Consider the following 13266-nt stretch of genomic DNA (forward strand, 5'->3'; position numbering starts at 1 on the left):
CGGTGCACGCGATCCGGCGTTTTTATTTTGTGTCCTATCGCTCGCCGGTGAGTCCGAACGGATTGGCGTGCCTCTGCGTCGGCGGACGCTCTGATTTGCGCCACGGCAGGATCATCGACACCCGATCGCGGTAGCGGCGATAGTCGTCGCCGAACAGCTCGACCAGATCGCGCTCTTCCAGAAAGATCCCGACGAAGATGTAGGCGGTGGTGACGGCCGCAAACAACAGATGTCCGACCGTCATGAGCGGCGTCGCCCAGAAGGCGATGATGAAGCCGAGATAGATCGGGTGGCGCACGAACTTGTAGTAGAGCGGTGTGCGAAACACCGGCGCAGATGGCTTCTGGTCAGACAGATTCTGCACCACCTGCTGCACGCCGAACAACTCGAAATGGTTGATCAGGAACGTGCTGGTGAAGACGAGGACCCATCCGAACAGGGAAAGCCCTGTCATGGCCATGGCCAGTTGTGGATTGTCGATCTGCCAGACGATCGCCGGCATCGGGCGCCACTGCCAGAATAGTAGCAACAAGCTCAGGCTCGCGAACAGCACATAGGTGCTGCGCTCGACCGAAGCCGGGACATATTGCGTCCACCACTGCTTGAACGACTTCCGCGCCATGACGCTGTGCTGGATTGCAAACAGCGACATAAGAGCGAGATTGACGAGCACAGCTTCCAGCCACGGAACCTGCGTTCCCGCGTTGATGTCTTTCGGTACCATCATTCCGTCGACGAAACCGATGGCGTAAAGGATCGTGATGAAGAAGATCGCGTAGGACGCGAGCCCGTAGATGAGTGCAATGAAGCGGGTCATGGAACTATCCTTTGCTGGTTGTCTTGTCGATTGAACCAAGCGTTTCCTTAGCCGGCCCGCCCGGGAGGACCCGCGCGCGCTTCGGGTTGCCTGCTGCGCGGCTGGCTGGGGAGGAGAGATGCCTCGGCCACGCGCTCGCCCGACGGCATGATCGGCGATAGATGAATGAGATTCGGCCGCAACTGACAGCGCGCGGGCTGATCACGGCGGATTTGTGCCGCATTGTGATCGGGCAGGCTGCCAGAGCAAGCACTCAGGGCGCCGACGGCGACGAGCACGCCAGCTGTAAGTATCCGAATGCGGAAGCTCACCATTTGTCGGATCGCGCGCATGATGGTTTCCCGGTGCAGCGTATCGATCTGCGCGCGGTGGCCGTCGAAAGCGATCGATTCATCTGCGAGATGTTGAGTCGGGTCCGGTTGGGGCAGCGACACTTGACCCGACTCAAGAGCGGTATCGACGTCTTGCATATCGCGCTGCGCATGCTTGCTACTGAAGAAGCGGTGCGGGTCGGTTCGGAGCGGACTCTCGAGGAACTCGGCCACCGCGGCGCGTGATATTCCTGCCTTGGATAGCGATCTGTCGTCGATGCTGATTAGCCGCGCAATGGCGCGCCGCATCAACAGTGCTGCAATCAAGCGGAAGCTACGATCGGCGGCTTTGGACAGCCGTTTCTTGATCATCATCGTCTCCATCGGATACAATGCGCCACATGCCGCGCATGGTTGGGGCAGCGGACGATGATCGGAGGTTCAGGACCTCACATGATCGAGACACCGCCATCATTTGCAGCGACGCCGGATATTGATCGCGGTGGGGATTTGCTCGCAGATATGCTGCGGTCGATCCGGCTCAGCGGATCGGTATTTCTGAACGCCAGCCTGACCGAGCCCTTCGGCCTCATTAGCCCGAAACATTTCGACGAACGCACTCCGATGGCGCATTTGCGCCATGTCAGCATTTTTCATTTGATCGCGGCGGGCGAATGCACCGTCGAACTCGCCAGTGGCGAGCGAGGCACCATTGCTGCGGGCGACGTTCTGCTGATGCCGTTCGCCGACACGCACAGGTTCTACAGCGGCGACGGCGCGGAGTTGTGTTCCGCGATGGAACTGGTGCGGGCCGGTCCACTATCCGGCATGTGGACGATCGAGCATGGCGGCGGAGGGCGGGAGACCCGCATGGTCTGCGGCTTCATCGAATCGTCGGAACTGCTGCATTCCCCGGTCTTTCGGACCCTGCCGCCGATGCTCATCGATCGCGCTGGCGACGACAAGGTGAGCGCGGTTCTCGCCACGACGGTGCGCGAAATTCTCTCACTGACCGAAGACGCGACGCCCGGCAGTGAGATCATGCTCGGCCGGCTGATGGAGCTGCTGTTCGTGGAGGTGCTGCGTCGCTACGCTGCGGGATTGCCGCCCAGCGCGCATGGCTGGTTCGCAGCACTGAACGATCCCGTGCTCGGGCGTGCGATGTGGCATGTCCATGGCAACCCGGGCCATCGCTGGACGGTTGACGATCTGGCCCGCGAATGCGGCACGTCTCGCACGGTGCTCGCCGAGCGCTTCAACGAGGTGTTGGGCCAGGCTCCGATCGAATATGTCACCAGCTGGCGGATGCAGTTGGCAGCGGAGCGCATGCGAACGGGTGCCGACAGCCTTGCCGTCATCGCCAGCGATGTCGGCTACGACTCCGAAGCGGCCTTCAATCGTGCCTTCAAGCGCGTGACCGGAATAGCGCCGGGTCGCTGGCGTGACGGCGCGAAGTCGGCGAAGCCGTATCCCAGCCCCATGCGCAGAGGCTGACCTCGACTTGAACCGGCTATTCCTCGCGAAATGATCGTGCGATCTGGTCACCGATCGGCTTGATCAGAAAAGACAGGACTGTGCGTTCGCCGGTCTGAATGAAGGCTTCCGCAGGCATTCCGGGAACGAGGGCGAGTTTGCCGAGGCGCGCCAGTTGCTGCGGCAGGATGGTGATCCGCACGATGTAATGGGAAAGCCCGGACTTCTGATCCAGCGTGAGGTCGGCGGCGATGCGGCTGACGCTGCCGTTCAGTTCGGGAGTGGTACGCTGGTTGAAGGCCGACATGCGCAGCACGGCAGGCTGGCCGAGCCGTATCTGGTCGATATCCTGCGGGTTGATTTGTACTTCAAGTGCCAGCCTGTCGCTGTCGGGTACGATCAGCATGACGGTGTCGGCTGGCGAAATCACGCCGCCAACGGTGTGCACCGCGAGCTCATGGACCAGTCCGCTTTGCGGCGCGACAATATCGATCCGCTTGAGCTGATCTTCTGCAGTCACCTTCCGTTCGACATATTCCGCTGTCTGGCCCTCGATGTCGCGCAGGCTGCTGGCGACCTCGCTGCGGAGATCCTGGTCGATCTGAATCATCTGCAACTGTGTTTCGGAAATCTTGCCGCCGGATTGCGCCTGAGCTTCAACGAGCCGGCCGCGTTCGCCGTCGAGGTTTGCCGCTTCGCGTTCCAGCGCCATCATCCGCTGAATGGGCACCAGCCCTTTCTCCCAGAGTTCGCGCACGCCTGTCAGTTCGCGTTGGATCAGGCCGATGCCGCGAATTTTCGCTTCTTCCTGAGCCACGAGGCCGCGCACTTCCTTGCCGTATTGAAGGCCGCGCTCGCGAAGCTGCGCCTTCTGGCCGAGCCGGGCGTCGCGGCGCAGTTCGAACAGTCTGCTTTCGCCTGCCATGAGCTGTGCGATCTCCGGATCGGCGGCGCGCGATCTGATTTCGTCGGGGAAGGCGATGACGCCGACCTCGTCGCGCTCGGCGCGGAGCCGGGCCCGTCGGACCGCGAATTCGTCGAGCCGTTTGGTAACGATAGCGAGATTGGCGCGCGTCTGCGTCGCGTCGAGGCGCATTACAATGTCGCCTGCAGTCACGCGCTGTCCTTCGCGGACCAGAATTTCGCCGACCACGCCGCCGGTCGGGTGCTGGACCTTCTTGACGTTGGTATCGACGACGAAGTGTCCTGCGGCGACGACCGCACCGGCCAGATTGGTTGCCGCTGCCCATCCGCCGATGCCGCCCACCAGCACAACACCCGCCAGCGTGGCGATGCCGAGGTGGCGCAGAATCGAGTGGGAGACCGCCGAGACATTGCTATTGGACATCGCGATCTTCCATATCGTCGTGAGGATGTGTGCTCATTCCCGACTTGTCGGCGGGATTGGCGATCACCCGTAGCGGCGCCGGAGACCGCGCGGTGGCCGCATGGCCCGTCATCGTGCCGCTGCCGTGTGCTGCGGGGGCGGGAGCCTTCAGCGCTTTGCTGAGGACGTCCGCACGCGGACCGAATGCCTTGGCACGACCCCCTTCCATCACCAGGACGAGGTCAACGGCGCCGATTGCGCTCGGACGATGAGCGATGACAATGGCAATGCCCTTGCGCTCGCGGATAGCGGCGATGGCGCGGATGACCGCCGCTTCGCCCTCGACGTCGAGATTGGCATTGGGCTCGTCGAGCACGACCAGGAATGGATCGCCATAGAGTGCGCGTGCCAGCCCGATGCGCTGACGCTGGCCGGCGGACAGGGCGGAGCCGGCTTCGCCGATCCGCGTCTGGTAGCCATGTTCCAGCCGCAGGATGAGATCGTGCACGCCGGCAGCCTTGGCGGCAGCGACGATGGCCTCCGAGTCCGGGTCATCTTCGAAGCGGGAGATATTCTCGGCAATGGTGCCATCGAACAGTTCGACGCCCTGCGGCAGATAACCGATATCGCGACCGAGCATCTCGCGGTCCCACTGGTCGAAGCTGGCGCCGTCGATGCGCACCTTGCCATTGGCGGGTCGCCAGGCCCCGACCAGTGCGCGTGCCAGTGTGGACTTGCCGCTGCCACTATGGCCGATGATGCCAAGAGCGCTTCCGGCGGAGACGGCAAAGCTCAGCCCCGTGACCGTCGGCCGTTTCTGTCCGGGCGGCGCGATGGTGATCGCTTCGACGCGCAGATCGATATGGGCACGCGGCAGTGCCATCGTCTTGGTGGCTTCCGGCATGCGCGTCAGCAATTCATCGAGCCGTGCCCAGCTCTGCCGTGCCATCAGGAACGGCTTCCATGTCGAGATGGCCAGATCCACGGGCGCGAGCGCGCGGCCCATCATGATCGAACTCGCCACCATCACGCCGGCGCTGGCTTCCTGCCTGATCACGAGATAGGCGCCGACACCGAGCATGGTCGACTGCAGCAGCGCACGCAGCGCGCGGGCTACACCGCCTAGGCCTCCCGCCACATCGCCAGCCCGGCGATTGGCCGCCAGATAATCCGAGTTGGTACGATGCCAGCGCGCGGCCATCCGGCCGCCGAGGCCCATCGCGCGCACCACTTCGGCGTTGCGACGGCTGGCCTCCATCAGGGCGTTGCGAAACATGCCATGCTGGACGGTCTCGCGGGCGGGTCCCCTGGAGCGGGCATTGGTGAGAAGGGTGAGGGATACGAGGATGACGGCACCTACGAGGGCCGTAATGCCGATCCAGACATGAAACACGAAGCAGATGGCGAGGTAGAATGGCATCCACGGCAGGTCGAAGAAGGCGGTGGGACCGGGGCTGGACAGGAAGCCGCGTACATTGTCGAGATCGCGCAAGGGCTGCAGGCCATCGCCGGGCAAAGGCATCTCAAGCGGCAGGCCGACGACGGCATCATGCACGCGGCCGGACAACTGATGATCGAAGCGCTCGCCGATGCGCAGCAGAATGCGCGATCGAATGATGTCGAAAAGGGACTGAAAGGCGTAGAGCGTGGCCGCCAGCACACCGAGGCCGATCAGCGTCGAAACGCTGCGGCTGGCCAGCACACGGTCATAGACCTGCAGCATGAACAGCGGCGCAGTCAGCGCGAGCACGTTCACGATGCCGCTGATCACGGCGATCCCCGCGATGGCGGGCTTGAGTGGCGAGATGGCCGCCGCAGCCAATGGCTGCGGCGGACTTCGCTGCGGAGCTTTCACCACGACAGCTCTGCTCAGACGGTGAAGTGGCCGTCCAGGATCAGACCAAGCATGTCTGTCCCGACATAGCCATCGAGCTGGATCGAGTTGGCGCCATCGGTGATGGTGAGCACGTTGCTCTGATCCCACCAGTTGCTGTGGTTGAAGAACAGATCGACATAGTTCGAGATGTTGGTCACGCCCTGCAGGTCGAGGACGTCGAAATCGCCGGTGGCCGCGTGAAAATCCAGCACGACGTCATTGGCCCATCCGTCGGCGAAAACGAGCGTATCGTTGCCAAGGCCGCCAGTGAAGCTGTCATTGCCACCGAAGCTCAGCATGACATCGTCGCCGGCCGTGCCGGTCTGGATGGTGCCCTGTTCGGCAAAGTAGCCGTAAAGGCCGTTCAGGCTGCCATTCTGCGACAGATCGGTGATCGCGGCATCGAAGGCCGACGTCAGCGTTGCGCCGCTGAATCCGATCGACAGACCGGGATCCTGGACCCACAGGTCGGTCGATGAGACATAAGCCAGATTGCTGCCGAGTGTCAGGTTGGTGACCGTGCCATCGATGACGCCCGGCGTATAGGAGAAATCATCACCGCTCACGATGATCGACGACTTGTCGTTATCGACGCCGCCGACGATGCGTGTGCCGGCATACCATTGGTCGGTGGTGTTCTTCACGGCGTTGAAATTTCCGGTGCCGCGATATTCGAAATTGTCGATCCAGTTGTCCAGATAAGCGGGCAGGTTGCTGCTTGCTTCACTGTATGTGATGGTCAGTGCCATTGTCGTTCCTCAGGATTTGGGTTGTCGGGACGTCGTGATCCGGCGGCGCGTCGTGATCAGCTTGCTGGAGATCCTGATGCAAGGGGCTGACGCGACATCAGTGTCGCGTCAGCTGGTCGCGTGGCCAGGAATCCGCAGCGAAGCCTGTTAGACGAAGGCGATATCGCTCCAGTCCAGCGTGCCGCCGCCGTCGAAATTCACGGTGATGGTGCTGGTCAGTCCGTTGGTTGCATCGGCATAGGTGATGACATTGCCGGACAGGCTGCCGCCCGCACTCTGGAATGCCGCGGCATTTGCCCAGCCGAAACCTGCGAACTGAATCTGGTCGGCGTCGTCGAAGAAGTCGGTGATGACGTCGTTGCCCCAGCCCTGGGCAGCGGTGCCCGCGGCGGTGTCGTAATAGTCAGCGCTCCAGAGGAACGTATCGACCAGCACGGCTCCATTTCCGCTCAGCACGTCGTTGCCCGCGAAGCTGAGGAGAACGTCGTCGCTCGTCGTGCCGGTCTGGTTCGTCCCCTGTTCGGCGAAGTAGTCGGTCAGACCCGCGAACGACTGACCGAAGAACGTCCCGCCATCGACCAGCCCGCCATGCGACAGCGAATAGATCGCCTGATTGAAGGTGGTGGTGACGGGCATGTAGCCGCTGCTATTGGTGATGATCAGTTCCTGATCCTGCACCCACAGATCCGTGGCTGGCACATATTCAAGATTATGGCCGAGCGTGAGCGATTCCACGTCGCCGTTGAAGGTGCCTGGCGTGTAGGTGTAGTCATGGATGTTCATGATGACGGAAGGCAGATTGTTGTCGGTGCCTTCGGTATCGACACCGGCCGACCATTGATCCTGGCCAGTGAACGAGGTGGAGAACCAGCCGTTTCCGTTGTAGGTGAAGTTGGCGTCATACGACGCCAGATATGTGGCGAGGTCGCTGCTTGCTGCCGTAAGCTGAAGATTGAGTGCCATTCTCGAAACCCTTCTCTGCTTGTTTTGCCCGCCTTGTGGTGGGCCTCCATCCACGCCAATGGGCGGGGAATTTCTAGAACTTGTAGTTCAGCGACATCGTCGCTGTACGGCCCGGCGCGGCGTAGAAATTGGCGCCGACCGCCGGCGCATAAGCGAGATCGGTGACATTGTTCACGGCGAAGCGTAGCTTGGTCGTTTCGTCGAAGCTGTAGGATCCGTAGATGTCGTAGACGCGGTAGCCCGACATCTCGTAGCCGCTGCGCAGCGAGCCGAGGGCAGGGACGGTCTTCGACACGTCGACGATGCGTGTGCCCAGCGTCAGTTTCTCGTCGAGCAGCCGGATGCCGGCATCGAGCGTCACGCGCAGCTTCGGCTGCTCGAAGATGACGGCGGCGCCACGGCCGGCATTGATAGGCATGTTCCTGCCTGACGGGGTCGTAAAGCTGTCGGCGAAGTCGGTGTCGATGCGCGTCACCGTGCCGCCGATATAGAAGAATCGCGCGTCGTAATTGGCCTCGATCTCGACGCCCTTCATGCGCGTGATGCCATCGAGATTTACGAATGAATCATATTGCCTGGTGTTCACCGCCGGGTTCAGGATGTAGCCGAAGCTGATGTAATCGGTGATCTCCCGATAGAAACCGACGGCCTTGAAGCGGATGGCGTCGCGCTCGGTCAGGATGCCGTTGGCCAAAACATTGAAGCCGGCTTCGTAGGTGTCGCCGCGCTCCGGACGCAGGAACGGGTTCGGCGCGTAGCCATTGATTTCATTTGCATCGTGGCCGCCGTTCAGGAACGATTCCATCACGGTCGGTGGCCGATAGCTCTTGGAATATTTGGCAAAGGGTTGCAGCCACTCGACCGGCTGGAAGGCGACCGTGAAGCTTGGCAGCCACGCGCCGCCGGACTTGTCGATATCGACATCATAGGGGGTGTAATAAGCCGGACCGTAGATCGGCTCCGTTACAGCAGCCGACCCGAGGGAGCAGCCGCGCCGATTGCAGAATGGCGCCACTGCGGCCTTGATGATTCTCACGCCGATCTGGTCGTACTGCGGGTCACCAATGACCGTGGTCTTGCCATAGAGATGATGCCAGTCGTAGCGGATGCCGCCGGTCAGCGTGACCCATTCCGCTGGCTTGAGAGTTGCGCTGCCGAAGCCGCTGACCACATCGCGGTTTCCGCTCGGCGTGCCGCCGGTCAGCAGGCTGGAATAATCGACACCGTTGGGGCCGAGGAATCCGCGCTGCAGCGTCGTCTTGCCGTCGTCGGTGAAGGCCTCCAGCCCGTAATTGAGCGCCAGCGCGCCGATGCCGGTCTCGAAACGGCTGGTATTCTCGACGCTGCCGCCCAGCGTCGAGAATACGAAGTTCGATGGTCCGGTCAGCGCAACGGCGCCGTCGGAGACCGTGTCGTTCTTGAGGTGGTTGTAGTAGAGCTTGGCCTTCAGATCGACGATGTCATTGCCCGGATTCCAGTCGAGCGCTGATGTGAACGTATCGTTGGCGACCTGCTCACTGGACTTCAGGATGCCGCCGCGAGCGATCGTGTTGTCATAGTTTCCGGTATTGTACCGGGAATCGTTATGCAGCCAGCCGATCGTGATCTTCACGTCTTCGGTCGTCAGCGCCTCGGCCTTGAGGATCGTCGAGAACACCTCCTGGCCGGAGAATAGGAAGACATTGCCATCATAGGCCGTCGTGCCGCCGCCGATGGTGCCGTTCTTGCCGATATCGTAGGCTCCGATGTTCTTGTAGCTGACGCCGCCGAGCACCGAGAAGCGCTCCGACACGCGGACGGCTGCCGCCGTCGAGCCGTCGAAATTATACGCGTTGGTGCCTGTGGTGGCATTCACCACGCCGCCATACTGGTTGCCGGGCTTGATCAGATCGTCGGCAATAAAGGTACGGAAATTGACCAGGCCGCCAAGTGCGCCGGCGCTTCCAACGCCCGACGTCGTGCTTTTCTCCACGTCGATCTGGCGCAGGAAGGCAGTGTCGACATAGGTCCGCTGCGTCGCACCGTGGCCGCTACGCTGAAAGTTCTGCCGCGCACCATCGATCATGGTGGTGATGCGGTCCTGATCCTGCAGGCCGCGGACATTGACGCTGATGGCAGGGTTCTGCGCCGCCGAGCGATTGGCATAGACGCCGGCCACATTGTCCAGGAGATCGCGCGCGTTGCGCGTCGGGCTGCTCTCGATCGCCTCGCGGGAAATCACGCTGACCGCGGCTGGGCGCTGATAGACCCAGTCCGGCGTTCCCTGATAGCCGGAGCCCGTCGTATTATCGTTCCTGGTGGCGTCGACGACGATCGTGTCGAGCTGGACGCCGTCAGCGGAGGAGGGAACGGGACCTGCACGGCTCTGCGACGGATCGATCAGCAACGCGGCTTTCGGGCCGGTGATGCGATACGTAATTCCCGTGCCGGCCAGGAGCTGTGCGAGCGCCTGGGCCACCGTGTAATTGCCATTCAATGGCCGGCTGCGCATGTCTGGTGCGAGCTGGATCGTATAGAGGATGCGCCAGCCGCTGCTGGCGCCGAGATCCGCAATTGCCGCTGCAAGAGGTTTGGCGGGAATGTTGAGCGGGTAGGTCGTAGAGGCGGTCGCCGTTGCGTCGACACTGTTTTGGCCAAAGGCCGGTATTGTCGTGATCAACGGCAACATGCCGATCAGCCCGCCCGCCACATGGCGAGCGACGCCCCGTCTACCCCCGAACCGCATTACGCACGAACTCCGCTTTCTCGTTGTTTGCTGTGCGCCGACCCAGCGCCGCGAAGAGCTTCTGCTCTTCATCCAGTTCAACGAGTCACGAAATCAAACCCACATCAGGTCTATGGGTGTTGCGGTTTAGAATTCCGGTAAACAGCGGAGGAGTTCAGTAGATAACGGTCACCCAGGGGGTGAGATGGGCGACGTTGCCCTCGATCATGCCGGCAATGGCTGTGAGGCTTTCATCGACATTCGCAGTCGGAAACGTGCCGGAGACGAGCAGATCGCTGAAGCGGCCGCGGATGACAATGCGGCTTGATGTCTGGCGCTGCAGGGCTTCGACGACCCGATGCAGCGGGACGCGGTCGAAGACCAGGCGGCCGGATATCCATGCGAGCCTGGCGTCAATGTCTCCGGTTTCGACGGTGCCGAGCTTTCCGCCGGACACGCGCACATGCTGGTTTGCCGATAGCTTGACGGTCGCATCGCGATCCTCGCCGGCGACCGACACCAGTCCGCGCTGAACTGTCACCTCGACACCATCAGCCGTCCGGTCGATATTGAAGGCAGTCCCGAGCACGCGGATTTCGCCTGCGCCGCTGTCGACCGTGAAGGCCGTCTGGTCTGGCTTTACATCGAAAAAGGCCTGGCCACGGCGCAGAACGACCCGGCGTCGACCATCCTTGAAGTCCAGGTCCAGGGCAGTGTCGGCACCGATGTTCAGGCGGGAGCCGTCCGGCAGGTCGCGGGCCATCACCTGACTACGCGCAGTGACAATATCTGCCTGCCAGTTCTCAAGCATCGATGGATTGATGACCCAGATGACGCAGGCTGCAGCGATCGCTGCGGGCAATGCCGGCCACCATCTCATCTGGCGCCGGGCAGCGATGTTGCCGAGACGATGGTCGCGTGCAGCCAGCCGAATGGCAGGCTCCTCAAGCTGCTGCCAGATCGCCGCTGCTTCGCGATAGGCAAGTTGATGACGATGATCCTCATTGAGCCATTGCCAAAAGGACGCTTCGTCGGCCTCAGTTGTCGTCCCGTCGCGTCGGATGAGCCAGAGATCAGCGGCGGCGCACTGTGCTTTCGTTGGCCGGTCGCCAGGTTTCATCAGCAATTCCTTCGATCGATCGAAAAGGCGATGCGGGAATGCTCCTGCCGTTAGAAGCGTTCCAGCTACTCCTACCTTTACAACGAACGACGAGAAAGAACCCACATCCATTTTAGCGGAAATCTTTGCTGGCGAGATTGAGATGATCGGCCACGGCGGCGCGGCAGTGCTGCATGGCGCGTAGCAGATGTTTTTCGACGGCACTCACGGAAATGCCGAACCGCTGTCCGATCTCCGCATTGGATTCGCCATTGACACGTCGGCGAATGAAAATTTCGCGGGTTCGGGTGGGGAGCTGCGCGAGCGCGCGATCCAGTGCAGCGACGGCTTCGCGCGCCTGCAATGCTGCGTCTTCCGATGGCTGCCCGGGGCTGAGCTGTTCAGGCAGTACGTCGGCGAGCATATGATGCCGCCGCGATGCCGTCAGGTTATGGTCGATCGCGGCGTTCCGGGCTGCAGCGTAGAGGACGCGCTTGTTGTCTTCATCCGAGCCGTTAGTCCCGGCGGCAAGCACCCGGGCGAAGACATCCTGGACGATCTCCGAAGCCACTTCACGATCGCGGACCCGGCGACGTACCAGCGTTTCGAGATGAGCGCGATGTGATGTAAAGAGCCTCGCGATCGTGCTCTTCCAGAGGGTCATGATGTCACGCGTTCGAACAAGACGGGATTCGATGCGTTGCGGTGATCATTGAGAACGGGACGATAGCTGACCCATACAGACGATAGGTTGTCTGCATGACGAGATCGTCGACCATGTCACCGACGGCGCCAATGTCGCTATCGGAAATCTCGCTCATCACCGGTTCCTGTAGTCAGGATATTCCTGATTGTCCGGCAGAGATAGACGGTACCACTGTCCAGCTCAAGTTATTGATGAGGACGTGATATAGAACGGCTCGAAATTCACGGAAGCCCGGCCATGCGAAGTGCCGGCACGGGATATTCCGACACTCAGGCCGCAGCCACGATCACGTGTGCCTGAATTTTAGCAGCAACCTCGCCGTTGCCATGTCTGCGCGCAATTTCAGATGCTGCGTAGTCAGTTGCAGCTTCCAGTTTTCCCGCGTCTCTGGCTTCGATTTCGGTGCGAAGAACAGTTCCCTGACAATAAGCAACGGCCGGAAGGCGCGGCGAGGATGCACGGCTTTGTTCGGCTCTCGTCTCGATCATAACATGGGAGAAACCTGCGTCCTCCAGCTCGCGACGGATCAGTGCCGTATCGTGGTAACCGTGTGGCGTGCGCGCCAGAAAGCGCGGCGGATCGTCCGGGAAAATCTTTGCGAGAGCATTCGTCACATCGTCAGCAAATACATTGTCCTCGATGCGATCCCATACATTGAATAAAAGATGTCCTCCGGGCTTCAGAACTCGCTTCGCTTCGCGGTAGGCAGATGGGCGATTAGGAAAGAACATCGCACCGAACTGACAACACACGAGATCGAAGGCCGCATTTTCAAACGGGAGCGCCAGAGCATCCGCTTGTCGCCATGTGATGCGATTGTCCGGTGCTTGTCGCGACGCGGCGTAGTCGAGCATCGGCTGGTTGAGGTCGGTGACAATATAGCTTGCGCGTGGGGATAATTTGGGCGTCAACGCGCGGGTGACAACCCCGGTGCCCGCGGCGATTTCAAGAACGGCGCCTGGCGAGAAAGACGCTGCGCGTTGTGCGAGATCTGCGGCGTAGGGCTCGAAAATCAACGGCACCATATAGCGGTCGTAGTTTTCCGGAATCGAGCCAGCGAATAACTTGTCCGTTTCCAGCATTGCTATCACCCGTCGTCCGTTTGATGGCGCGCGAGACTAGCATGCATTGTCGGCGTCGTCCCGAAGGGCGAGAGCCGGGCCAGGGCCATTGCGTTTGGCTGAACGTCAGTGATTCAAATTCCCAGACCGGAAGCGCGAACGATGCGGCTGTCCAGATGA

At 61.4% G+C, this 13266-nt stretch carries 12 protein-coding genes; 1 reads left to right on the forward strand and 11 read right to left on the reverse strand.

From position 1 onward, the window contains the following. Nucleotides 1–34: 34 nt before the first annotated feature. Both mddA and CHC01_RS08550 read right to left on the reverse strand, forming a co-directional pair. Nucleotides 35–817, reverse strand: coding sequence for a methanethiol S-methyltransferase (mddA, locus tag CHC01_RS08545; protein ID WP_089263912.1), 783 nt, complete (start codon nt 815–817; stop codon nt 35–37). 47 nt (nt 818–864) lie between these two features. Then, the gene (locus tag CHC01_RS08550) at nt 865–1500 is read right to left on the reverse strand and encodes a hypothetical protein (protein ID WP_139285818.1); all 636 of its coding nucleotides are present in this window, start codon (nt 1498–1500) and stop codon (nt 865–867) included. Between the two features lie 81 nt (nt 1501–1581). Between CHC01_RS08550 and CHC01_RS08555 the strand changes: the two genes are divergently transcribed. Further along, the gene (locus CHC01_RS08555; protein ID WP_176454534.1) at nt 1582–2622 is read left to right on the forward strand and encodes an AraC family transcriptional regulator; all 1041 of its coding nucleotides are present in this window, start codon (nt 1582–1584) and stop codon (nt 2620–2622) included. A 16-nt stretch (nt 2623–2638) separates the two neighbouring features. Here CHC01_RS08555 and CHC01_RS08560 read toward each other — a convergent pair whose 3' ends face one another. The 9 genes from CHC01_RS08560 to CHC01_RS08595 all read right to left on the reverse strand — a co-directional run bounded on the left by CHC01_RS08560 (nt 2639) and on the right by CHC01_RS08595 (nt 13107). Next, nucleotides 2639–3949, reverse strand: coding sequence for an HlyD family type I secretion periplasmic adaptor subunit (locus CHC01_RS08560; protein ID WP_089263915.1), 1311 nt, complete (start codon nt 3947–3949; stop codon nt 2639–2641). After that, nucleotides 3939–5783 carry a type I secretion system permease/ATPase gene (locus CHC01_RS08565; RefSeq protein WP_502695645.1) on the reverse strand — a complete coding sequence of 615 codons (1845 nt, stop codon included), beginning with the start codon at nt 5781–5783 and terminating at the stop codon, nt 3939–3941. Before CHC01_RS08565 ends, CHC01_RS08560 begins: the two co-directional genes overlap by 11 nt. Nucleotides 5784–5797: 14 nt before the next feature. Beyond that, nucleotides 5798–6553: a calcium-binding protein gene (locus CHC01_RS08570; protein ID WP_089263917.1), complete on the reverse strand. Its 756-nt coding sequence runs from the start codon at nt 6551–6553 to the stop codon at nt 5798–5800. A gap of 147 nt (nt 6554–6700) precedes the next feature. Beyond that, a complete protein-coding gene (locus CHC01_RS08575; RefSeq protein ID WP_089263918.1) occupies nt 6701–7516 on the reverse strand; it encodes a hypothetical protein in 816 nt (271 codons plus the stop codon). A 73-nt stretch (nt 7517–7589) separates the two neighbouring features. Beyond that, nucleotides 7590–10184 (reverse strand): TonB-dependent receptor, encoded by a 2595-nt coding sequence (locus CHC01_RS08580; RefSeq protein WP_176454535.1) that lies wholly within the window; start codon nt 10182–10184, stop codon nt 7590–7592. Between the two features lie 211 nt (nt 10185–10395). Further along, complete coding sequence (locus tag CHC01_RS08585; protein WP_176454536.1) at nt 10396–11340, reverse strand: FecR family protein; 945 nt, start codon at nt 11338–11340, stop codon at nt 10396–10398. Nucleotides 11341–11452: 112 nt separating this feature from the next. Then, nucleotides 11453–11983 (reverse strand): RNA polymerase sigma factor, encoded by a 531-nt coding sequence (locus CHC01_RS08590; RefSeq protein ID WP_089263921.1) that lies wholly within the window; start codon nt 11981–11983, stop codon nt 11453–11455. Between the two features lie 4 nt (nt 11984–11987). After that, on the reverse strand, nt 11988–12140 hold the full coding sequence (locus CHC01_RS32260) for a hypothetical protein (RefSeq protein WP_176454537.1): 153 nt from the start codon (nt 12138–12140) through the stop codon (nt 11988–11990). 154 nt (nt 12141–12294) lie between these two features. Beyond that, entirely contained in the window at nt 12295–13107 is an 813-nt protein-coding gene (locus CHC01_RS08595) for a class I SAM-dependent methyltransferase (RefSeq protein ID WP_089263922.1), read from the reverse strand. Between the last annotated feature and the right edge of the window lie 159 nt (nt 13108–13266).

This window comes from Tardiphaga sp. OK246, assembly GCF_900188215.1.
GTDB lineage: Bacteria > Pseudomonadota > Alphaproteobacteria > Rhizobiales > Xanthobacteraceae > Tardiphaga > Tardiphaga robiniae.